The sequence below is a fragment of the Enterobacter sp. Sphag1F genome (assembly GCF_014193275.1).
In the GTDB taxonomy this organism is placed as follows: Bacteria; Pseudomonadota; Gammaproteobacteria; order Enterobacterales; family Enterobacteriaceae; genus Pantoea; species Pantoea symbiotica.
This window is the reverse complement of the sequence record NZ_JACHZD010000001.1, coordinates 293,824-314,820: the sequence shown is the minus strand read 5'-3', so window position 1 is coordinate 314,820 and position 20,997 is coordinate 293,824. Positions and strand designations below refer to the sequence as shown.

Below are 20,997 nucleotides of genomic sequence, written 5' to 3'. Positions count from 1 at the left end.
AACTGCTCAGGTGATTGGTCGTTTACGAGGCAACATTCTGGAGAAACAGCCGCCGCTGGTGTTGATTGAGGCGCACGGTGTCGGTTATGAAGTGCACATGCCAATGACCTGCTTTTACGAGCTGCCGGAGATCAATCAGGAAGCGATCATCTTCACCCAGTTCGTGGTGCGTGAAGATGCGCAGCTGCTGTTCGGTTTTAACAACAAGCAGGAACGCACGCTGTTCCGCGAGCTGGTAAAGGTGAATGGCGTTGGACCAAAGCTGGCGCTGGCGATTTTGTCGGGTATGTCGGCCCAGCAGTTCGTGACCGCCGTTGAGCGACAAGAAATTGCCTCTCTGATCAAACTGCCGGGCGTGGGTAAAAAAACCGCCGAGCGTCTGATTGTGGAGATGAAAGACCGCTTTATCGGCATGCACGGCGATCTGTTTGGTGGTGATTCAACCTTTACGTTGACCACGCCTTCTGCGGCACAAGACAATAACGATGCCGAAGCCGAAGCGGTCTCAGCGCTGGTGGCTCTCGGTTATAAACCGCAGGAAGCCAGCCGGATGATCAGCAAAGTTGGTAAACCGGATGCGGATTGCGAAACCCTGATTCGTGAAGCCCTGCGCGCAGCTATTTGAGGTAAAGCATGATTGAAGCCGATCGTCTGGTCTCGGGCAGTTCCTTTAATGAAGAAGAAACGCTCGACCGTGCCATTCGCCCCAAGCTGCTGACGGAATATGTTGGTCAGCCGCAGGTGCGCGAGCAGATGGAGATTTTCATCCAGGCGGCGAAACTGCGTGGCGATGCACTCGATCATCTGCTGATTTTCGGTCCGCCAGGATTGGGTAAAACTACGCTGGCTAACATCGTCGCCAACGAAATGGGCGTCAATCTGCGCACCACCTCCGGGCCGGTGCTGGAAAAAGCCGGCGATCTGGCGGCGATGCTCACCAATCTTGAGCCGCATGATGTGCTGTTTATCGATGAGATCCATCGCCTGTCGCCGGTGGTTGAAGAAGTGCTGTATCCGGCGATGGAGGATTATCAGCTGGATATCATGATCGGTGAAGGTCCAGCAGCGCGTTCGATTAAGCTCGATCTGCCGCCGTTTACCCTGATTGGTGCCACCACGCGCGCCGGTTCTTTAACCTCGCCACTGCGTGACCGCTTCGGCATTGTGCAGCGTCTTGAGTTCTATAACGTTCCCGATCTGCAGCACATCGTTGGCCGTAGCGCGGCTTGTCTTGGCCTGGCGCTGAGTGAAGAGGGCGCGCTGGAGATAGCGCGTCGTGCGCGCGGAACGCCGCGTATCGCTAACCGTTTGCTGCGCCGCGTACGTGACTTTGCTGAAGTGCGTGCCAACGGCAACCTGAGCGGTGAAGTGTCAGCCAGCGCGCTGGATATGCTTAACGTCGACAGCCAGGGTTTTGATTATATGGACCGCAAACTGCTGCTGGCGATTATCGACAAGTTCTCGGGTGGTCCGGTTGGCTTAGATAATCTGGCTGCGGCGATCGGCGAAGAGCGGGAAACTATCGAAGATGTAATTGAACCCTTCCTGATCCAGCAAGGATTCATACAACGCACGCCACGCGGCCGAATGGCAACGCAGCATGCTTATAAACACTTTGGTATTAGTCGCGAAGAGTAAACCGGCATTATGCCGCCGGTTTTTTTGCCATACTGATGATGAATAATACCGCAGCGCATAACACCACCGAAGGACCGGCTGGCGTATCGTAGGTGGCGGAGAAGGCGAGTCCGCCGGTCACCGCGATAATACCGGCAATCACCGCAAAACCGGCCATCTGTTCCGGTGAGCGCGAGAAGCGACGTGCCGTCGCCGCCGGGATAATCAGCAGTGACGTAATGATCAAGGCACCAACAAACTTCATTGCCACGCCGATGGTTAATGCCGTCACCAGCATCAGCATCAAACGCGTGCGCTGAATGTTGACGCCATCGACCTGCGCCAGCTCCGGACTGATGGTCATCGATAACAGTGAATTCCACTGCCACGCCATCACCGCCAGTACAATTGCCACGCCGCCACCCATCATCCATAAATCATCGGGCGTCACCGCCAGCAGATCGCCAAACAAGTAAGCCATCAGATCGACACGCACGCCTTGCATCAGACTGACAACCACTAAACCCAGCGACAGCGCGCTGTGCGCCATAATACCGAGCAGCGTGTCGATGGCCAGATGCGGGCGACGCTCCAGCCACACTAATCCCAACGCCAGACATACGGTCACTAAAATCACCGCATAGTAAGGATTTACGTTAAGCAGCAAACCAAACGCCACACCCAGCAAAGATGCATGCGCGAGAGTATCGCCAAAGTAGGACATGCGGCGCCAAACCACAAACGAGCCAAGTGGACCGGCCGCCAGCGCCAGCAAAACGCCGCCCAGCCAGCCAGGTAATAACAGTTCAATCATGACGGGCCATTTCCTTTACGCAGAACAATGCGTCCCTGTAAATCGTGACGGTGATTATGATGATGACGATAAATCGCCAACTGCTGCGCGCCGCGTGGGCCGAACATCGCAATAAACTCAGGATGTTGTGATACCGCTTCCGGCGTGCCCGAGCAGCAGATGTGATGGTTGAGGCACAGCACTTCGTCGGTTTTCGCCATCACCAGATGCAGGTCGTGTGAAACCATCAGCACACCGCAATTTAATTCACGGCGCAGTTGATCGATCAAATCGTACAGCGCAACCTGGCCGTTGACGTCAACGCCTTGAGTTGGTTCATCGAGCACCAGCAATTGCGGCTCATTGAGTAATGCGCGCGCCAGCAGCACACGCTGCGTTTCACCGCCGGAGAGTTTTTGCAGCGTCGCGTGCAACAGATGCCCGGCCTGGACGCGCTTCAGCGCCGGCAAAATGGCATCGCGTTTGGTGCCCCGAGACAGACGCATAAAGCGCTCAACGGTGATCGGCAAAGTCGGATCGATGTGCAGTTTTTGCGGCACATAACCGATACGTAAATCAGTGGCGCGTTTGACGCTGCCGCTGGTGGGTTTAAGCAGCCCCAACACCGCGCGAACCAGCGTGGATTTACCGGCGCCATTCGGGCCGAGCAGGGTGAGAATTTTTCCCGGCTCAAGTGTGAGGCTAATGCCTGCAAGCACTGGACGCTGGGAGAATTTCACAGAAATGTTTTCAAGAGTAACAAGTGGCGGCATGTTATTTACGGGTTGCATTGAATTTCGAATGTTATAATATCACATTCCATCACCTGGTCACGATGGAATGACGTATTATGTTACACAATAAAAAGCGCCTTATTTTCACCCTTACTGCTGCGGCAATTGCCGCCACAAGCGCGTTACCCGCGCACTCTGCAGTCGTAGCTTCAATTAAACCTATCGGATTTATCGCAGCGGCTATCGCAGATGGCATTACGCCGGTTGAAGTATTGCTGCCTGATGGCGCATCAGAACATGATTATGCCTTACGTCCCTCTGATGTAAAACGTATTAAAAACGCAGACTTAGTGGTGTGGACGGGGCCTGAAATGGAAGCTTTTCTCACCAAGTCAGCGGCCGAATTACCGGCCAATAAAAACCTTGAAATAGCCGCTTTGCCAGGCATAAAACCGCTTTTGATTAGCGGTGATGATGGCGATGAGGAACATGAGCACGGTCACGATCATGATCATGACTCAGAAAATTCTGAACAACAAGACCTGTCTCATGCACACCACCACCACGGCCAGTTTAATATGCACCTGTGGATGTCCCCTGACATGGCCTTACAAACTGCGGTTGCAATCCATGGAAAATTATTGGAACTTATGCCGCAAAGCAAAGCCAAACTTGACGCTAATCTGCAGGAATTTAAGGCAGAATTAGCCGATGCAGACAAACACATCGGCGCGCAACTCGCGCCTGTGCGGAACAAGGGTTATTTCGTTTTTCACGACGCTTACAGCTACTTTGAAAAACATTACGGTTTGTCACCTTTAGGTCATTTTACCGTCAATCCTGAGATCCAGCCGGGCGCCCAGCGTTTACATCAAATACGAACACAGTTGGTTGAGCAGAAAGCCGTTTGCGTTTTCGCTGAACCACAATTCAGACCGGCCGTCATCGATGCCGTGTCCCGTGGAACTTCCGTCCGTAAAGGCACGTTAGATCCATTGGGAATGGACATCAGCTTATCTAAAGACAGCTATGTGAAATTCCTTTCACAGTTGTCGAGCCAGTATGCGAGCTGCCTGAATGGAGCATGAGGAATAGGTAAAAGTGCAGCAGATAGCCCGCTCTGTCGCCCTCGCATTTAATAATTTGCCGCGCCCCCACCGCGTTATGCTGGGTTCATTAACCGTTGTTACGTTGGCCGTCGCCGTATGGCGGCCTTACGTTTACCATCCGCGTGATGTTGCGCCCATCGTGAAAACCATCGCGTTGGATAAAGACGAACTGCGTACGCTGTTGCCCGAAGCCAGTGAGCCGATTGATCAGACTACCGAAGAACCGGCCGACGATATTCCTGCTGACGACATCGATAAAGACGTTCCGGACAATCCCAACGTACATGATTACACCGTCTCTTCAGGCGATACGCTGAGCAGCGCGTTAAATCAGTACGGTATTGAGATGGGCGATATCAATGCACTGGTCAGCAGCGATAAAGATTTGCGCAACATGCGAGTCGGCCAGCAACTGAGCTGGACGCTGGATGCCGATGGTCAACTGCAAACCTTCAGCTGGGAAATCGATCGTCGTGAAACCCGTACTTATCAGCGCGCCGACAACGGAAGCTTTAAGATGCAGCAGGAGCTGCAAAAGGGTGAATGGCGTAACAGCGTCTTGAAAGGTGAAGTACACGGTAGTTTTGCCGCCAGCGCACAGCGCGCGGGCTTAAGCAGCTCGGAAACCAGCAACGTCATTAAAGCGATGCAGTGGCAAATGGACTTCCGCAAACTGCGTGCCGGTGATGATTTCAGTGTATTGATGTCACGTGAAATGCTTGATGGCAAAAGTGCTCAAAGCCAACTGCTGGGCGTGCGTTTACGCACCGGCGGCAAAGATTATTACGCCTTCCGCGCGGAAGACGGCAAGTTCTACGATCGCAATGCATCTGGTTTAGCACGTGGCTTTATGCGTTTCCCAACGGTTAAGCAATATCGTGTCTCTTCCAACTTCAATCCGCGCCGCCTTAACCCGGTAACCGGTCGCATCGCACCGCATAAAGGCGTCGACTTCGCGCTGCCGATTGGTACGCCAGTGTTAGCTGTGGGTGATGGTGAAGTGGTGATGGCGAAAAACGGCGGTGCTGCCGGCAATTACGTGGCAATTCGTCACGGTCGTCAATACATGACGCGTTATATGCACTTGAGTAAAGCGCTGGTGAAACCGGGGCAAAAAGTGAAACGCGGTGATCGTATTGCGCTATCGGGTAACACCGGACGTTCAACCGGCCCACATCTGCACTATGAAGTATGGATCAACAATCAGGCAGTGAATCCATTGACGGCAAAACTGCCGCGCATGGAAGGGCTGACGGGTAAAGATCGCAGCACTTACATGGCGCAAGTCAAAACCTGGTTGCCGCAGTTGACGTTGAAATAACGCATTATTGCGCGTAACACAAAAAAACCGACGGATTCTTCGTCGGTTTTTTTCTATCTGGCGCTTGAAGATTGCAAAATTAACCATCGTCACTATTATTGACCGGTCATTGTCAGAGGCGAGTGCATGGAAACCCGAAAGAAAAATAACAGTGAGTTTATTCCCGTTTTTCAACGTTCTTTTTTAAAGCCGAAATACTGGGGAAGTTGGTTGGCGATTGGTGCGCTGGCCGGCATGGCATTACTTCCCGCCAAAGTGCGCGATCCGATTCTGGGCGGATTGGGCAAGTTCGCCGGTAAACTGGCGAAAAGTGCGCGCCGCCGTGCGCTGATCAATCTCTATTATTGCCTGCCGGAATTGAGCGAAGCGCAGCGCGAAGAGATTGCTGATCGTATGTTTGCCACCGCACCGCAGGCGATGGCGATGATGGTTGAACTGGGATTACGCAATCCCGAACATGTGCGTAAGCGCGTTGACTGGCACGGCCGGGAAATCATCGAGCAACTGCAGGCGAACAAAGAGAACGTTATTTTCCTTGTGCCGCATGGTTGGGGCGTGGATATTCCGGCGATGCTGCTGGCGTCTGAAGGTCAGATGATGGCGGCGATGTTCCACAATCAAAGCGATCCGTTAATGGATTATTTGTGGAATACTGTGCGACGCCGTTTTGGTGGCCGCATGCATGCGCGTAATGACGGCATTAAGCCGTTTATCGCTTCGGTGCGTCAGGGTTATTACGGCTATTATCTGCCGGACCAGGATCACGGCCCGGAACACAGCGAGTTTGTGGATTTCTTTGCCACTTATAAAGCAACGTTGCCGGCAGTCGGCCGCCTGATGAAAGTGTGCCGCGCACGCGTGGTGCCGCTTTTCCCGGTGTATAACAGCGAAACCCATCGTCTGGAAATCTACGTGCGTCCGCCTATGGATGACTTGCTGGATGCTGATGACAATACGTTGGCGCGCCGCATGAATGAAGAAGTAGAAGTGTTTGTGCGCCCCCATCCAGAACAGTACACCTGGATTTTAAAACTGCTTAAAACGCGCAAGGAAGGTGATATTGAACCTTACGCGCGTAAAGATCTTTATCCTCGGAAGTAAATGGTAGGGTCGCCATTCATGGCGACCAGGTGCGCATCACTGCGCACCTTACATTACACTGCTGCCACATGACTGCGACGCTTACGCTCGCGCAGGAACAGCGTCACCAGCCCAAACCACAATACGCCAGCCACGAAGTTAATCCCGCTAAACCACGGTGTGCCGCCGCTGAAGTAACCACTTTTCGCCAGCTCAATCCCGACCGCTAAGGTCAGAATACTGATCATCCCGAGCATCGCCGCCACGCTGCCTTTGCCTTCGTTACTGGAGTAAAGCGTCAGTCGGTACAGACCGGCATTCACCATGCCCGCGCCAAAAGCGTACAGACTTAAACCGGCAGTCAGCAGCAGATAGGTGTGGCTATCCAGCAAGTTCGCCAGCAGCGAAATGCTCAGACCAATCAGGATTGGCCACGCAGCAAATTTCACTGGCTGCTCAATCGGCACGCGGCCCGCCAGTTTGCCGAGAGTGATATTGCCGGCAATCATCGCCAGGAACACCGGCAACTGCAGCAGCGCATACTGCATGCGCGACAATCCTTCATCATGCATCAGAATCACTGGCGACAGCGCCACCCATGTCAGGATCGGGATAAACACCAACCCAATGGCAAAGGATCCGAACATCACCTGACGATCGCGCGCTAAACGCGCATAGCCGCGCGCCAGCGTTGGCAGGGCGATAGAGTGACTGTGATCGCCAGCCGTTTCCGGCATTACGCGCCACAGCAGGGCAAACGCAATCACGCTGCAAATCGCAAACAGCCAGAACATGCTGCGCCATTCGCCAACGGTAAGCCATGCCGCACCGGCCAGCGGGCCGGCTAACGGTGCCAGCAGCGCAACGTTGGCCATTAGCGCCATCATGCGCACCGCCAGCGCTTCGTCAAAGGCTTCCTGCACCGCCGCATAGCTGACAGCGCCAATAAAGCACAGGCTAATGCCCTGCACAAAACGCAGCGCGACAAACTCTTCAATACTGCTGACCCACGTTGTCAGAATGCAGGCGGCGGCAAAAAACAGGATGCCAAACAGCAATACCGGACGGCGGCCATATTTGTCTGAAAGCGGACCAAGCAGCCATTGCAGCACCACGCCGCCCATCAGATACGCGGTTAATGAGGTAGATACCCATTCCGGCCCGACACTGAATTCAGACGTCACCAGCAGCATGCCGGGCTGGATCATGTCATGCGCGATATAGGTGGCGAACTCAAATAGCACCAACGCGAGCGGAAACAGCAGCACGCGCCCGGTGAGTTGAGTAATAGGTTGATAGCGGGCCATCTGGCCTCCTTGTCAAAAAAATAAAAACGCGACTGCCAGGCAGTCGCGTTTGTCCATGTTGTTACAGCCGCTGTCGGTGGTGCGTATTAATCTACGCGCAGTACACGGCTGGTATTGGTGGTGCCAGTGGTCGACATCACGTCACCCTGGGTAACAATCACCAGGTCACCTGAAACCAGGAAACCTTTCTCGCGCAGTAGGTTAACTGCATCATGCGCGGCGGCAACACCATCATTATTGCTGTCGAAGAACACCGGTGTAACACCACGGTACAGCGCGGTCAGGTTCAGGGTACGTTCATGACGTGACATGGCGAAGATCGGCAAACCGGAAGTGATACGTGAAGTCATCAGCGCGGTACGGCCCGATTCGGTCATGGTGATGATGGCCGAAACCCCTTGCAGATGGTTGGCAGCATACATCGCCGACATGGCAATCGCTTCTTCGACGTTATCGAACTGCACTTCCAGGCGATGCTTGGAAACGTTAACGCTCGGGATTTTTTCTGCGCCGAGGCACACTTTCGCCATCGCTGATACGGTTTCAGCCGGATACTGGCCTGCAGCCGTTTCCGCCGACAGCATCACCGCATCGGTACCATCCAGCACGGCGTTCGCCACGTCCATAACTTCGGCACGCGTTGGCATTGGATTGGTGATCATCGATTCCATCATCTGCGTTGCGGTGATGATGGTGCGGTTCAGCTGGCGCGCGCGACGGATCAACGCTTTCTGAATACCCACCAGCTCAGGATCGCCAATTTCTACCCCCAAATCGCCACGCGCAACCATCACCACGTCAGAGGCGAGGATGATGTCATCCATCGCTTCCTGTGAGGCAACGGCTTCAGCACGTTCCACTTTCGCCACCAGTTTGGCATCGCAGCCGGCATCGCGCGCCAGACGGCGGGCGTAATTCATATCTTCGCCGTTACGTGGGAAGGAGACGGCCAGATAATCCACGCCGATTTTCGCAGCGGTAACGATGTCAACTTTGTCTTTCTCGGTCAGTGCGTCGGCAGAGAGGCCGCCACCGAGTTTGTTGATACCTTTATTGTTGGATAGCGGGCCACCGACGGTGACTTCGGTGAACACTTTCACGCCCTGAACTTCCAACACTTTCAGCTGTACGCGACCGTCGTCCAGCAGCAGGATGTCGCCTGGCACCACATCTTCTGGCAGGCCTTTATAATCGATACCGACTTTTTCTTTGTCGCCTTCGCCTTTACTTAAGTCGGCATCCAGCAGGAAACGATCGCCGACATTAAGGAACACTTTGCCTTCTTTGAAGGTTGAGACGCGAATTTTTGGACCTTGCAGGTCGCCAAGGATCGCCACATGACGTCCCAGTTTCGCCGCTATTTCACGGACTTTATTGGCGCGCTGCTGATGATCTTCCGGTGTGCCGTGGGAGAAGTTGAGTCGTACAACGTTAGCACCCGCCGCGATGATTTTTTCGAGGTTATTGTCGCGATCGGTGGCTGGACCGAGGGTTGTAACGATCTTGGTTCTTCTGAGACGTCTGGACATGAAGGACTCCGTTAGCAAAGTATCGTGTCGCTCTCAAGTGACACGTAGTGTTCATCTATTCTATATGATCGATGGGCTGTGATTCGACTCACATTGTGAATGTGATGTTAATTATTTTCCTGCGCCTGTTTCTCCAGGCGTGAATCTTTCAGCGCTTCTTTCACCCGTTTCAAATTTTCACGGAAAGCGGCGCCGCGCTCAAGGGTAAACCCTGTCGCCAGAACATCAATCACGGTTAATTGTGCGAGGCGGGAAACCATTGGCAGGTAGATATCGGTATCTTCGGGCACGTCGAGCGTCAAAGCCAGTGTGGCTTCGGCCGCCAGCGGGGAACCCGGAGAAGTGATAGCCAGCACAGTGGAAGCGTTTACACGCGCCAGGCGAGCCAGTTCTACCATATTTTTGGTGCGACCAGTATGTGAGATGAGAACAAACACATCATTTGGACCACTATTTATGCAACTCATGCGCTGGATCACAATATCCTCTGACCAGATGACCGGCAGATTAAAACGCAAAAATTTGTTGGTGGCGTCGTGTGCAACCACGGCAGAGGCACCAAGGCCAAAGAAGGCAATTTTATGGGCGTTTGATAATGCCTGAACGGCCTGGCGAATGACCTGAGAATCGAGTTGCTGACGTACGCGGCTGAGGCCGGCTAACGCGGAATCAAAAATTTTGTGGCTATAGCTTTCCACACTGTCATTTTCTTCCACATCGCGGCTCACCCAGTTCGGGCTTTTCACCAGGCTCTGCGCGAGCTGCAATTTGAAGTCAGGAAAGCCGCGCGTGCCCATACGATGGCAGAAGCGATTCACCGTTGGTTCGCTGACGTCAGCGGCGCGTGCCAGCGTGGCGATGCTGGAGTGCATCGCCTGCTGCGGCGCAGCGAGAATTTGTTCTGCGACTTTACGTTCTGATTTACTTAACGCATCGAGTTGCGCCTGAATTTGTTCCAGCATGGTTTAACCTAATGAGCGTCAATCACTTTTCCGCGTTCATCAATCAATGAAATCGCTGCCAATTCCCAAGAATATACCGTGTAATAGCAGCTCGCACGCAGCGGAGGACAAATGTAAACGCGAATTTTTTGCGATACTTTGATCGCTGACGTGTTTTGCCACGACAAATATCGAAACAGAAAATGTGCTCAAATGGCACGCTACAACACACTTAACACCTTTATTACGTCCACAGTTAACGCCAGCAAAACGCGGTGTTCGGGTTGTCCTGGACCGGCGAAAAACGTACATTGTGCTGTAAGAAAATTACAATAAGGACCCGGCGTGATGAGAACGCTCAAGCCGGGTATATCCTGCAACGAGGAGAGGAAAATGGCGGTTACACAAACAGCCCAGGCATGCGATCTGGTGATTTTCGGTGCCAAAGGCGATTTAGCGCGCCGTAAACTGTTGCCATCACTGTATCAGTTGGAAAAAGCCGGTCAGATTCATGAAACCACTCGCATTATTGGCGTGGGTCGCGCGGATTGGGACAAAGCCGCGTACACCAAAGTGGTACGTGAAGCGCTGGAAACCTTCATGAAAGAGAAGATCGATGAAGCGCTGTGGGACACACTCAGCAGCCGTCTCGACTTCTGTAACCTCGACGTAAATGACACCTCGCATTTCACCAAACTGGGCAAAATGCTTGACCAGAAAAACCGCGTCACCATCAACTACTTCGCCATGCCGCCAAGCACCTTTGGCGCGATTTGTGACGGTCTTGGCGCCGCCAAACTGAATGCCAAACCGGCGCGTGTAGTAATGGAAAAGCCGCTCGGCACCTCATTGGAAACCTCGCAAGAGATCAATGACAGCGTTGGCAAATACTTCGAAGAAGGTCAGGTTTTCCGTATTGACCACTATCTTGGTAAAGAGACGGTGCTTAACCTGCTGGCGCTGCGTTTTGCCAACTCCATCTTCGTCAACAACTGGGACAACCGCACCATCGATCACGTGCAGATCACCGTGGCGGAAGAGGTCGGTATCGAAGGCCGTTGGGGTTACTTCGACAAAGCTGGTCAGATGCGTGACATGATCCAGAACCACCTGTTGCAGATCCTCACCATGATTGCCATGTCGCCGCCATCCGATCTGAGCGCGGATGCGATTCGCGATGAGAAGGTGAAAGTGCTGCGCTCACTGCGCCGTATTGATCAAACCAACGTGCGCGAGAAAACCGTGCGTGGTCAGTACACCGCTGGCTTTGTGCAGGGCAAGAAAGTGCCAGGCTATCTGGAAGAAGAGGGCGCGAACAAGCAGAGCGCCACTGAAAGCTTCGTCGCTATCCGCGTGGATATCGACAACTGGCGTTGGGCTGGCGTGCCGTTCTATCTACGTACCGGCAAGCGATTGCCAACCAAATGCTCTGAAGTGGTGGTGTACTTCAAGAATCCTGAGATGAACCTGTTCAAAGATTCTTACGCTGAACTGCCGCAGAACAAGCTGACCATTCGTCTACAGCCAGACGAAGGCGTGGATATCGAAATCCTCAACAAAGTGCCGGGACTCGACCACAAGCATAAACTGCAGACCACTAAGCTGGATCTGAGCTACTCCGAAACCTTCAACCAGTCGCATCTGGCCGATGCTTACGAGCGTCTGCTGCTGGAAACCATGCGCGGTATTCAGGCGCTGTTTGTACGCCGTGATGAAGTTGAAGCTGCATGGGGCTGGGTGGATTCCATTATCGATGCCTGGAATGCCGATGCCGAAGCACCGAAGCCGTATCAGGCGGGAACGTGGGGACCGGTTGCCTCAGTCGCGATGATCACCCGCGATGGCCGTTCCTGGAACGAGTTCGAATAAAGACCTAATGCTGAGCCCGCCAATGCGCGGGCTTTTTTTTCGGCCAAAATCCATTTTTCTTAAAAGTGAACCTGAGTTTCAAAAAATTTTGATATCCGATGGACGCCGCTCCAGCCAATCTTGTATGGTAGAGCCCAATTATTGACAGCGTGGCGTTACGCCGGGCTGATGCAACCAAGGAAACGTGATGAAGAACTGGAAAACAAGTGCTGAACAGATCCTGAAAACAGGCCCGGTTGTGCCGGTCATCGTGGTGAACAAGCTGGAACACGCGGTGCCGATGGCGAAAGCGCTGGTGGCTGGCGGAGTGCGCGTGCTGGAAGTCACGCTGCGTACCCCTGTGGCGATGGACGCGCTGCGCGCCATGATTAAAGAAGTACCGGAAGCGATTGTTGGTGCGGGCACAGTGATCAACACCCAGCAGCTGAAAGAAGTCACTGACGCCGGTGCGCAGTTTGTTATCAGCCCAGGATTGACGGAATCGCTGCTGAAAGCCGCAGTTGAAGGTCCGGTGCCATTGATTCCAGGTATCAGCACGGTTTCAGAACTGATGACCGGTATGGATTACGGCCTGCGTGAGTTCAAATTCTTCCCGGCAGAAGCCAATGGTGGCGTGAAAGCATTATCTGCGATTGGTGGTCCGTTCCCGCAGGTGCGTTTCTGCCCAACCGGCGGCATCTCGCCAGCCAACTACCGTGATTATCTGGCGCTGAAAAGCGTGCTGTGTATTGGCGGTTCGTGGCTGGTACCGAATGATGCGCTGGAAAGTGGTGACTGGGATCGTATTACGCGTCTGGCGCGTGAAGCGGTTGAAGGGGCGCGTGCATAAATTGGTAGGGTCGCCATTCATGGCGACCTCTCATTTATACTTAACCTTCCACTTTTACCGCTGCCGCACTGGCAACGGCGCGCGCGATAGCTTCATCGGTGTTTTCACCGGTTGCCAAAGCCACACCCAAACGGCGTTGACCGGCGATTTCCGGTTTACCAAACAGGCGCAGCTGCAACCCGGCTCCCAGCGCGGCTTCGATATTCCCGAATTGCACGTTCTGGCTGTTCAGCTCAGGCAGAATCACTGCCGACGCCGCAGGGCCGTATTGACGAATGCCGCCAATTGGCAGACCGAGGAAGGCGCGCACATGCAGCGCGAACTCAGACAGATCCTGCGAAATCAGCGTTACCATGCCGGTATCGTGCGGACGCGGTGACACTTCGCTGAACACCACTTCATCACCACAGACGAACAGCTCCACGCCAAACAGGCCGTATCCGCCGAGCGCTTTCACCACGTTAGCGGCGATATCCTGCGCGCGTTGCAGCGCCAGTTCACTCATCTGCTGCGGCTGCCATGATTCACGATAATCGCCATCTTCCTGACGATGACCAATCGGCGCGCAGAAGTGGATGCCATCCACCGCGCTAATGGTCAGCAGGGTAATTTCGAAATCAAACTTCACCACACCTTCGACGATCACGCGGCCCGCACCGGCACGTCCGCCTTGCTGCGCATAATCCCAGGCTTTGTCCAGCTGGCTGGCTTCGCGGATAAAGCTTTGACCTTTACCGGATGAGCTCATCACCGGCTTAACGATGCACGGGAATCCAATCGCTTCAGCGGCGGCAATAAAATTCTCTTTGCTGTCAGCAAACTGGTAAGTCGAGGTCGGCAACGACAACTCTTCCGCCGCCAGACGACGAATGCCTTCGCGGTTCATGGTCAGACGCGCGGCGCGTGCAGTCGGCACCACTTTCTGACCTTGCGCTTCCAGCTCCAGCAGTTTTTCGGTGGCGATGGCTTCAATTTCAGGCACCACGAAGTGCGGCTTTTCCTGGGCAATCAATGCGGCCAGCGCGTCGCCGTCCAGCATGTTGATTACATAGCTGCGATGCGCCACGTGCATCGCTGGGGCATCGGCGTAACGATCCACCGCAATCACTTCCACACCCAGACGCTGGCACTCGAGTGCCACTTCTTTGCCTAATTCGCCTGAACCTAACAGCATGACACGCGTAGCGGCAGGGCGCAGCGCGGTTCCGAGAGTCGTCATAATTTCACCTTAGCAGTCAAAATGCGCGCGCAGTATAAACGAAAACGTTTGCGTACTCACGCTTTCGCCACGATCAGGTTTGCCATACTTTTCCCGCTCTGACGTTAACTGACACAGCCTGCGGCAGCATGGAGAACGGAAAATTAAACGGGAGTTAAACGATGAGTAATTGGCTACAGCAAATTCAATCGGTGCTGGCGAAGAAGGGCGGTGGCGGAAAGTCGGGCGGCTTAAGTGACATGCTGGCACCTGGCGCATTAGGCGGGCTGGCGGGATTGCTGGTGGGCAGTAAATCCACGCGTAAGTTGCTGACCAAATATGGCGGCAAAGCCTTGTTGTTGGGCGGCGGCGCGGCGGCGGGCGCGCTGCTGTGGAACAAATACAAACAGCGCATACGTGAAACCCATCAGGACGATGCGAGCTTTGGTCAGCTGCAAACGCCTATGGATCAACGCGCAGAGCGATTAGTCACGGCGCTGGTGTTCGCGGCGAAAAGTGACGGTCACATTGACGATCAAGAGCGCGCGGCGATTGAGCAAAACATTCAGCAGGCGGGCTACGGCGCACAGGCTGAAGCGCTGATTCAGCAGGCGATGAATCGCCCGCTCGATCCCAACTGGCTGGCCGCTGACGTTAAAAACGAAGAAGAGGCGCTGGAGCTCTATTTCCTCAGCTGTGCCGCCATTGATGTCGACCACTTTATGGAGCGTAGCTATCTCTCCGCGCTCGGCGATGCGCTGAAAATTCCCCAGGATGTGCGCGACGGTATTCAACGCGATATCGATGCGGAAAAAGCCGCGTAATCCATTACGAAGGTTGCATCCGCAGCCTTCGTTTTCCCTGTCTGGCTTGCCCTGTGCAAAGTGATGCTGCGTGCAGCTTGGCATCGCACGCGATTAGTGCCACGCTTGCTGAATGTTGTCCTTCAGGGAGAAGAGCCTAATGAATCAGCCACACGCGAAAAAAATTCCCCATGCCATGAATCTGCACGGTGAAACGCGCATCGATAATTATCACTGGTTACGTGATGACGACCGCGAGAATCCAGAAGTGCTGGCCCATCTGCACGCCGAAAATGATTATGGACGCGCCATGATGGCGTCGCAGAATCCGCTGCAGGAACGAGTGTTGAAAGAGATTGTTGACCGTATTCCGCCGCAGGATCACTCGGTGCCCTACGTGAAAAACGGCTATCGCTATCAAAGCCGCTATGAAGTGGGCAACGAATATCCCGCCTATTTCCGCCAGCCGCTAGACGCGCCGGCGGAGGAGCCGTGGCAGCTGCTGCTTGATGGTAACCAGCGAGCCGCGCACAGTGATTTTTACACTATGGGTGCGCTGGCGATTACGCCGGACAATCAGGTGATGGCCTTAGCGGAAGACTTCCTGTCACGCCGTCAATACGGCATTCGCTTCCGTAATTTACAGAGCGGCAGCTGGTATCCGGAAGTGCTGACCAATGCGTCATCCAGCGTGGCCTGGGCCAATGATTCCCGCACGCTCTACTACGTGCGTAAGCATCCGAAAACGCTGCTGGCGTATCAGGTGTGGCGCCATGAGCTGGGACATCCGCAATCTGACGATCAGCTAGTGTATGAAGAGAAGGATGATTCCTTCCACCTGAGCGTGCACAAAACCACCTCCGAGCACTTCATTCTGATTGCGCTATACAGCACCAACACCAGCGAGATTCTGCTGATCGATGCCGAGTATCCAGATGCACAGCCGCAAACGTTTTGTCCGCGTCGCCGCGACCATGAATACAGCATCGATCACTACAATCATCAGTTCTACATTCGCTCGAATCGCGACGGCAAAAACTTCGGCCTCTTTCGCAGCGCGTGGCTGGCGGAAGCGCGCTGGCAATCGCTGATCCCGGCACGTGACAACGTGGTGCTGGAGGATTTCCAGCTGTTCCGCCATTGGCTGGTGGTGGAAGAGCGTCAGCACGGCGTGAACACCTTACGGCAGATTAACTGGGAGAGCGGCGAAAGCTTTGGCATCGCCTTTGACGATCCGGCCTACGTCACCTGGCTTGCCTATAATCCTTCGCCGGAAAGCGACACTTTGCGCTATGGCTACTCCTCCATGACCACGCCAACCACCTTGTTTGAACTGAACATGGAAACCGGCGATCGTCGCGTGCTAAAGCGCACGCCGGTGCCGGGCTTCAAATCCGAGGATTATAAAAGCGAGCATCTGTGGATCACCGTGCGCGATGGAACGGAAGTACCGGTTTCGCTGGTCTATCACCGCAAGCATTTCCAGCGCGGCAACAATCCGTTGCTGGTATATGGTTACGGCGCTTATGGCAGCAGCATGGATGCCAGCTTTGGCACCAGCCGCATCAGCTTGCTGGAACGCGGATTCGTCTACGCCATTATTCACGTGCGCGGCGGCGGCGAACTCGGCCAGCAATGGTATGACGGTGGCCGCCTGAAGAATAAAATCAACAGCTTCACTGATTTTATTGATGTCACCGAAGCGCTGGTGGCGAAAGGGTATGGTAATCGCCAGCAGCTCTACGCGATGGGCGGCAGCGCCGGAGGATTACTGATGGGCGGCATGGTGAACATGGCACCGGATCTGTTCCACGGCGTGGTGGCGCAGGTGCCGTTTGTGGATGTGGTGACTACGATGCTCGATCCGACGATTCCGCTGACCACCGGCGAATACGATGAGTGGGGCAATCCCGAACAGGCGGAGTTTTATCACCTCATCCGCCAATACAGCCCGTATGACAACATCGAAGCCAAAGCCTATCCACATTTGCTAGTCACAACCGGCCTGCACGATTCGCAGGTGCAGTATTGGGAACCGGCCAAATGGGTGGCGAAACTGCGCGAGTTGAAAACCAACGATTCGCTGCTGTTACTCTGCACTGAGATGGATTCTGGCCACGGCGGCAAATCGGGTCGTTTCAAAGCGTATGAAGGTGTGGCGCAGGAGTTCACTTTCCTGATCGGCCTGGCGCAGGGCAGCTTGCCAGACCGCGTCGATTACTGATCGCTCTTCACGTACTTACGCAGCGCCTGCCGTAACGGTGGGCGCAAATCGCGCACATTTTCCAGCACCCAACGCAGATAGCCGGGATCTTTGCGCGCGATGCTGCCAATGCTCTGACCGCGATATTTGCCGAACGGGAAGACATCGCCGCTCACCGGCGCAGGCTGGCACAAATTCGCCATCTGCTCGGCGTTCCAGCCTGAGGTTTCCATAATGCGGATCAGCAGCGCAGCGGTGACGTAACAGTCATACAATGCGCGGTGCGCATGCAATTCAGCAGGCGGCGTGACATCCAGCTTCAGGCTATGACGCAGTGCCTGATTTCCATATTTAATGCCTGGCCACAGTTGACGCGCCAGCGTCATGGTGCAGATCCATTCGCCTGGCATCGTAGGCAACATGCGACGGTCAAAACTGGCATTGTGCGCCACATAATGCGGGCTGCCATGATAGCGGCCGATCGCTTCTTCAATGGTGGGTTTGCCCACCACCATCGCTTCGGTAATGCGATGTACCGTCATCGCCTGGCGACTGATTGGGCGATCCGGGCAGATTAAGTCGCTCATCGGATTAACAATCTGACCATCAATGACATCCACCGACGCCACTTCCACCACGCCGCCCTGCAAGCCGCAGGTTTCGGTATCAATAACACGTAACATAAATTACTTCTGCTTAGGTTCGTAGGGCAGGCGCGACAGGCTAAGCGAAGCCTGGCGATAGTTCATTAAGCGCTGACGAAACCAGTCACGCAGCGCTTCGGGTTGCTCGCGTTCCACCATTTCGGCAATCACCGGCATATTGTAGCGTTCTTTAAATGCAACGCCTGCGGCGGCCAGATCGACATTCACTTTGTCTTTCTCTTCCTGCGAGAGCAGGGCAAGGTTTTGGCTCATGCTTTTCTCCTGATAAACAGGGGCAAAAGTAATGGTTTCGGACCCTGGGATCAAGGGGATTGGATCGCACCGCAAGTCTCGACACCTGCGGATCGGCGGCGTATCCTGCTGCCACGTTTACGGTGGTTTGCCGTATTTAAAAGGGAAGAAGTCATGAAGAAAACTGCGTTCAACTCGGTCGTCGCGCTACTTCTGGCGTCATCAACGCTGGCCTTCAGCCAGTTTGCCATGGCGCATGCTCACCTGAAAACACCGGTTCCAGCCGATAAAGCGGTGGTGGAAACGTCCCCGCAGAATTTAACGCTGACCTTTACCGAAGATGTTGAAGCGGCATTCAGTGGCGTGGATGTGCTCAATGCTCAACATCAGCCGGTGGCGACTGGAAAAGCCCAACTCAACAATAAACAACATGATCAGTTGATTGTGCCGATCAGCCAGCCGCTGCCATCGGGCAATTATCAGGTTAACTGGCATGTGCTGTCCGTTGATGGGCATAAAACCAAAGGCAGCTACAGCTTCAGCGTGAAGTGATTGATGAGTTTGGGCACGTTGTGGATTGGCTTGCGAGCGCTGCATTTTTTGTCGGTGCTGCTGCTCGCCGGTAGCGCCTTCTATACAGCGCTGCTGGCGCCGCGCCGCTATCGTCCGCTGCTATCACAACGTTTAGGTTTAATTTTACGTACTAGCGCGCTGCTGAGTTTGTTCAGCGCGCTGTTGATGCTGGCAACACAAACCGGCTTGATGAGCGGCGACTGGCGAAATGTCAGTGATAGCGCAATCTGGCAAGCGGTGCTTAGCACACGCTTCGGTCAGGTTTGGCGCTGGGAAATTGCTTTCGCACTGCTGAGCACGTTGGCGCTGCTGCTGCGTGGCACACTGCGGCAAAATCTGCTGCTATGCAGCGGCCTCTTGCAGTTGATGGCTTTAGCCGGCGTAGGGCATGCCGCGATGCGCGATGGCTGGCCTGGATTGCTGCAGCAAGGCAATCATGCACTGCATTTAATTGCGGCTGCATTCTGGGCGGGGGGATTATTGCCGCTATTAGTGCTGATGCGTGAAGCGCGGCAGATTGCCTTTCGCACCGATGCGATCCGCTGCATGATGCGCTTCTCGCGTTACGGACATCTCGCGGTAGCGCTAGCGCTGCTGACGGGCACGATTAATAGCCTGCTGATTGCCGGTTCACCGCTGAATTGGCAAGCCACGCTGTGGAGCGAGCTGCTGGTGGTGAAGGTGCTGCTGGTCATGCTGATGATCGCTATCGCGTTAACCAATCGCTATCTGCTGGTGCCGCGTTTTCGCCTGGCGGCCAGCAATACAGCGCATCTGTTTATTCGCCTGACGCAGCTTGAGCTGCTGCTGGCCGTTCTTGTTATTGGGTTGGTGAGTGTGTTTGCCACACTGTCACCTGCCTGAATGTGTCATTAAAGAAGATGAAATGAGGTCGATATTTTGCTGAAGAAACTGATTCCAGCTTGCGTATTGATGGCGCTGTGCAGCCAGGCGATGGCGGCACAGATTATTACCGTCAGCCGTTTTGAGATTGGAAAAGATAAATGGCCCTTCACCCGCGAAGAGGTGATGTTGACCTGCGAGAAAGACGGCGCGTTGTTCGCGATTAATCCGGGCACGCTGCTGCAGTATCCGCTTAACGATAAAGCCCTGGCGCGCAAAACTGCCGGGCAGGGCACTCTGCAATCGATCGACACCATCGTCGCCGTTGATAAAGCCCATCCAGATCAGAAAATGAGTCTGCAGCCGATCATCGATCGCGCCCAGCAACTGTGCGATAAGTAATCCCCTCATTTTTCAGGCGTAGCGCACATTTTTGCCGCTACGCTTGCTTACTTGTTCTGTCAGCACGATCACAGAGTTGTCACCTTTCCGTATCAAACCTCCAGATTGGCTGGAAAACCATCAATCCTGGTCTACCTTTAAATGGCAAGGCGTCCTCGCCTGCAAAAATGCCAACTTTTAGCGCACGGCTCTCAAAGAGCCATTTCCCTGGACCGAATATAGGAATCGTATTCGGTCTTTTTTTGTCTCTTTTTTACGTTCTAAATTCAAAAACCATCATCACTAACCGAGAATTAAATATTCTTTTCGCTTGCTAGTGTCGAAAATAAATGCGTTAATGTTTCGTCGGTCTGAATAGCAGACAGTTAGAAGGTTAGTTCCCATTGTATTTCTCATCCCAGTTAGTGCCGCTTCAAGCCCTTTCTCTTTGAGTCTTATCCTAAGTTCTGATTCGTATCTGCAACTCGGCCCTTACGCCAATAGGCTCATTTAAAAGGTAAAAATTATGTCTAATAAAATTCTTGGAACGGTAAAATGGTTCAACTCAGAAAAAGGCTTCGGCTTTATTTCTCCTGAAAATGGCAGCAAGGACGTTTTCGTCCACTTCTCTGCCATTCAGGGCACTGATTATCGCTCACTTGATGAAGGTCAGCGTGTTGAGTTTTCAGTTGAAGATGGTCCTAAAGGTCCGTCTGCAACAAATGTATTAGGTCTGTAATTATTCGTATTTATCATCGTTTAAGATGTCCGCATTGCCAGAGTTCACAATATCGCACCTCCGCGTTCGATATTACTAAAATGAACCCACATGGCGCTAAATGCATTTTCTGCAAATCATCAATGATTATGTTGAAAACTGCATAATAACGGATTTTCTGCCCTGATAATTATTAGGGCTTATCAGGCAATTGCCTGATATGAGAATTATTAGCACTGCTTAGGCAGTGCTT

22 protein-coding genes are annotated in these 20,997 nt (G+C 53.8%); 14 read left to right on the top strand and 8 right to left on the bottom strand.

Annotated elements, in window-relative coordinates:
• The first annotated feature begins 10 nt into the window (after positions 1-10).
• Both ruvA and ruvB read left to right on the top strand, forming a co-directional pair.
• Positions 11-625, top strand: coding sequence for a Holliday junction branch migration protein RuvA (gene ruvA, locus FHW71_RS01445; RefSeq protein WP_007889559.1), 615 nt, complete (start codon positions 11-13; stop codon positions 623-625).
• Between the two features lie 8 nt (positions 626-633).
• On the top strand, positions 634-1,638 hold the full coding sequence (gene ruvB / locus FHW71_RS01440) for a Holliday junction branch migration DNA helicase RuvB (protein ID WP_007889560.1): 1,005 nt from the start codon (positions 634-636) through the stop codon (positions 1,636-1,638).
• Between the two features lie 7 nt (positions 1,639-1,645).
• On the opposite strand, the gene znuB is transcribed toward ruvB, so the two are convergent.
• Positions 1,646-2,431, bottom strand: a complete 786-nt coding sequence (gene znuB / locus FHW71_RS01435) for a zinc ABC transporter permease subunit ZnuB (protein ID WP_179450603.1) — start codon at positions 2,429-2,431, stop codon at positions 1,646-1,648.
• Positions 2,428-3,183 (bottom strand): zinc ABC transporter ATP-binding protein ZnuC, encoded by a 756-nt coding sequence (gene znuC / locus FHW71_RS01430; protein ID WP_036650204.1) that lies wholly within the window; start codon positions 3,181-3,183, stop codon positions 2,428-2,430. Before znuC ends, znuB begins: the two co-directional genes overlap by 4 nt.
• 77 nt (positions 3,184-3,260) lie before the next feature.
• Here znuC and znuA point away from each other — a divergent pair, with 77 nt between their 5' ends.
• The 3 genes from znuA to lpxM all read left to right on the top strand — a co-directional run bounded on the left by znuA (position 3,261) and on the right by lpxM (position 6,675).
• Positions 3,261-4,232 carry a zinc ABC transporter substrate-binding protein ZnuA gene (gene znuA / locus FHW71_RS01425; RefSeq protein ID WP_179450605.1) on the top strand — a complete coding sequence of 324 codons (972 nt, stop codon included), beginning with the start codon at positions 3,261-3,263 and terminating at the stop codon, positions 4,230-4,232.
• Positions 4,233-4,245: 13 nt separating this feature from the next.
• A complete protein-coding gene (gene mepM / locus FHW71_RS01420; protein WP_179450607.1) occupies positions 4,246-5,574 on the top strand; it encodes a murein DD-endopeptidase MepM in 1,329 nt (442 codons plus the stop codon).
• A 126-nt stretch (positions 5,575-5,700) separates the two neighbouring features.
• Positions 5,701-6,675: a lauroyl-Kdo(2)-lipid IV(A) myristoyltransferase gene (lpxM, locus tag FHW71_RS01415; RefSeq protein ID WP_154181687.1), complete on the top strand. Its 975-nt coding sequence runs from the start codon at positions 5,701-5,703 to the stop codon at positions 6,673-6,675.
• A 53-nt stretch (positions 6,676-6,728) separates the two neighbouring features.
• On the opposite strand, the gene FHW71_RS01410 is transcribed toward lpxM, so the two are convergent.
• The 3 genes from FHW71_RS01410 to FHW71_RS01400 all read right to left on the bottom strand — a co-directional run bounded on the left by FHW71_RS01410 (position 6,729) and on the right by FHW71_RS01400 (position 10,452).
• Positions 6,729-7,961: an MFS transporter gene (locus tag FHW71_RS01410; protein WP_179450609.1), complete on the bottom strand. Its 1,233-nt coding sequence runs from the start codon at positions 7,959-7,961 to the stop codon at positions 6,729-6,731.
• Between the two features lie 86 nt (positions 7,962-8,047).
• Complete coding sequence (pyk, locus tag FHW71_RS01405) at positions 8,048-9,490, bottom strand: pyruvate kinase (protein ID WP_008110470.1); 1,443 nt, start codon at positions 9,488-9,490, stop codon at positions 8,048-8,050.
• Between the two features lie 107 nt (positions 9,491-9,597).
• Positions 9,598-10,452: a MurR/RpiR family transcriptional regulator gene (locus FHW71_RS01400; protein ID WP_061718589.1), complete on the bottom strand. Its 855-nt coding sequence runs from the start codon at positions 10,450-10,452 to the stop codon at positions 9,598-9,600.
• A gap of 372 nt (positions 10,453-10,824) precedes the next feature.
• Here FHW71_RS01400 and zwf point away from each other — a divergent pair, with 372 nt between their 5' ends.
• Complete coding sequence (gene zwf, locus FHW71_RS01395; protein WP_036650196.1) at positions 10,825-12,300, top strand: glucose-6-phosphate dehydrogenase; 1,476 nt, start codon at positions 10,825-10,827, stop codon at positions 12,298-12,300.
• A gap of 187 nt (positions 12,301-12,487) precedes the next feature.
• Positions 12,488-13,129: a bifunctional 4-hydroxy-2-oxoglutarate aldolase/2-dehydro-3-deoxy-phosphogluconate aldolase gene (locus FHW71_RS01390; protein ID WP_008110463.1), complete on the top strand. Its 642-nt coding sequence runs from the start codon at positions 12,488-12,490 to the stop codon at positions 13,127-13,129.
• 40 nt (positions 13,130-13,169) lie between these two features.
• Here FHW71_RS01390 and purT read toward each other — a convergent pair whose 3' ends face one another.
• Positions 13,170-14,348 (bottom strand): formate-dependent phosphoribosylglycinamide formyltransferase, encoded by a 1,179-nt coding sequence (gene purT, locus FHW71_RS01385; protein WP_179450611.1) that lies wholly within the window; start codon positions 14,346-14,348, stop codon positions 13,170-13,172.
• Between the two features lie 161 nt (positions 14,349-14,509).
• Between purT and FHW71_RS01380 the strand changes: the two genes are divergently transcribed.
• Positions 14,510-15,151, top strand: a complete 642-nt coding sequence (locus FHW71_RS01380) for a DUF533 domain-containing protein (protein WP_154156400.1) — start codon at positions 14,510-14,512, stop codon at positions 15,149-15,151.
• 139 nt (positions 15,152-15,290) lie between these two features.
• Positions 15,291-17,354, top strand: coding sequence for a prolyl oligopeptidase family serine peptidase (locus tag FHW71_RS01375; protein ID WP_179450613.1), 2,064 nt, complete (start codon positions 15,291-15,293; stop codon positions 17,352-17,354).
• On the opposite strand, the gene exoX is transcribed toward FHW71_RS01375, so the two are convergent.
• A complete protein-coding gene (exoX, locus tag FHW71_RS01370) occupies positions 17,348-18,016 on the bottom strand; it encodes an exodeoxyribonuclease X (protein WP_179450615.1) in 669 nt (222 codons plus the stop codon). The two genes, FHW71_RS01375 and exoX, sit on opposite strands and share 7 nt — an antisense overlap.
• A gap of 3 nt (positions 18,017-18,019) precedes the next feature.
• Positions 18,020-18,250 carry a DNA polymerase III subunit theta gene (locus FHW71_RS01365; RefSeq protein ID WP_008110458.1) on the bottom strand — a complete coding sequence of 77 codons (231 nt, stop codon included), beginning with the start codon at positions 18,248-18,250 and terminating at the stop codon, positions 18,020-18,022.
• A 153-nt stretch (positions 18,251-18,403) separates the two neighbouring features.
• Between FHW71_RS01365 and copC the strand changes: the two genes are divergently transcribed.
• The 5 genes from copC to FHW71_RS23975 all read left to right on the top strand — a co-directional run bounded on the left by copC (position 18,404) and on the right by FHW71_RS23975 (position 20,911).
• Positions 18,404-18,781: a copper homeostasis periplasmic binding protein CopC gene (gene copC, locus FHW71_RS01360; RefSeq protein WP_179450617.1), complete on the top strand. Its 378-nt coding sequence runs from the start codon at positions 18,404-18,406 to the stop codon at positions 18,779-18,781.
• A 3-nt stretch (positions 18,782-18,784) separates the two neighbouring features.
• Positions 18,785-19,666 (top strand): copper homeostasis membrane protein CopD, encoded by an 882-nt coding sequence (gene copD / locus FHW71_RS01355; RefSeq protein WP_179450619.1) that lies wholly within the window; start codon positions 18,785-18,787, stop codon positions 19,664-19,666.
• A gap of 33 nt (positions 19,667-19,699) precedes the next feature.
• Positions 19,700-20,047 (top strand): YebY family protein, encoded by a 348-nt coding sequence (locus FHW71_RS01350; protein ID WP_179450897.1) that lies wholly within the window; start codon positions 19,700-19,702, stop codon positions 20,045-20,047.
• Positions 20,048-20,552: 505 nt separating this feature from the next.
• On the top strand, positions 20,553-20,765 hold the full coding sequence (locus FHW71_RS01345) for a cold-shock protein (RefSeq protein ID WP_007889586.1): 213 nt from the start codon (positions 20,553-20,555) through the stop codon (positions 20,763-20,765).
• Between the two features lie 2 nt (positions 20,766-20,767).
• Complete coding sequence (locus tag FHW71_RS23975) at positions 20,768-20,911, top strand: cold-shock protein (protein ID WP_085982370.1); 144 nt, start codon at positions 20,768-20,770, stop codon at positions 20,909-20,911.
• Positions 20,912-20,997 lie beyond the last annotated feature (86 nt).

Excerpts from the sequence above, each read along its gene's own strand:
- FHW71_RS01375 (WP_179450613.1), top strand. The coding sequence starts at position 15,291 with ATGAATCAGCCACACGCGAAAAAAATTCCCCATGCCATGAATCTGCAC.
- FHW71_RS01410 (WP_179450609.1), bottom strand. The coding sequence starts at position 7,961 with ATGGCCCGCTATCAACCTATTACTCAACTCACCGGGCGCGTGCTGCTG.
- ruvB (WP_007889560.1), top strand. The coding sequence starts at position 634 with ATGATTGAAGCCGATCGTCTGGTCTCGGGCAGTTCCTTTAATGAAGAA.
- copD (WP_179450619.1), top strand. The coding sequence starts at position 18,785 with ATGAGTTTGGGCACGTTGTGGATTGGCTTGCGAGCGCTGCATTTTTTG.
- FHW71_RS01400 (WP_061718589.1), bottom strand. The coding sequence starts at position 10,452 with ATGCTGGAACAAATTCAGGCGCAACTCGATGCGTTAAGTAAATCAGAA.
- lpxM (WP_154181687.1), top strand. The coding sequence starts at position 5,701 with ATGGAAACCCGAAAGAAAAATAACAGTGAGTTTATTCCCGTTTTTCAA.
- FHW71_RS01345 (WP_007889586.1), top strand. The coding sequence starts at position 20,553 with ATGTCTAATAAAATTCTTGGAACGGTAAAATGGTTCAACTCAGAAAAA.
- pyk (WP_008110470.1), bottom strand. The coding sequence starts at position 9,490 with ATGTCCAGACGTCTCAGAAGAACCAAGATCGTTACAACCCTCGGTCCA.
- purT (WP_179450611.1), bottom strand. The coding sequence starts at position 14,348 with ATGACGACTCTCGGAACCGCGCTGCGCCCTGCCGCTACGCGTGTCATG.
- copC (WP_179450617.1), top strand. The coding sequence starts at position 18,404 with ATGAAGAAAACTGCGTTCAACTCGGTCGTCGCGCTACTTCTGGCGTCA.
- exoX (WP_179450615.1), bottom strand. The coding sequence starts at position 18,016 with ATGTTACGTGTTATTGATACCGAAACCTGCGGCTTGCAGGGCGGCGTG.
- znuA (WP_179450605.1), top strand. The coding sequence starts at position 3,261 with ATGTTACACAATAAAAAGCGCCTTATTTTCACCCTTACTGCTGCGGCA.
- FHW71_RS01365 (WP_008110458.1), bottom strand. The coding sequence starts at position 18,250 with ATGAGCCAAAACCTTGCCCTGCTCTCGCAGGAAGAGAAAGACAAAGTG.
- znuB (WP_179450603.1), bottom strand. The coding sequence starts at position 2,431 with ATGATTGAACTGTTATTACCTGGCTGGCTGGGCGGCGTTTTGCTGGCG.
- zwf (WP_036650196.1), top strand. The coding sequence starts at position 10,825 with ATGGCGGTTACACAAACAGCCCAGGCATGCGATCTGGTGATTTTCGGT.
- znuC (WP_036650204.1), bottom strand. The coding sequence starts at position 3,183 with ATGCCGCCACTTGTTACTCTTGAAAACATTTCTGTGAAATTCTCCCAG.
- FHW71_RS01380 (WP_154156400.1), top strand. The coding sequence starts at position 14,510 with ATGAGTAATTGGCTACAGCAAATTCAATCGGTGCTGGCGAAGAAGGGC.
- FHW71_RS01390 (WP_008110463.1), top strand. The coding sequence starts at position 12,488 with ATGAAGAACTGGAAAACAAGTGCTGAACAGATCCTGAAAACAGGCCCG.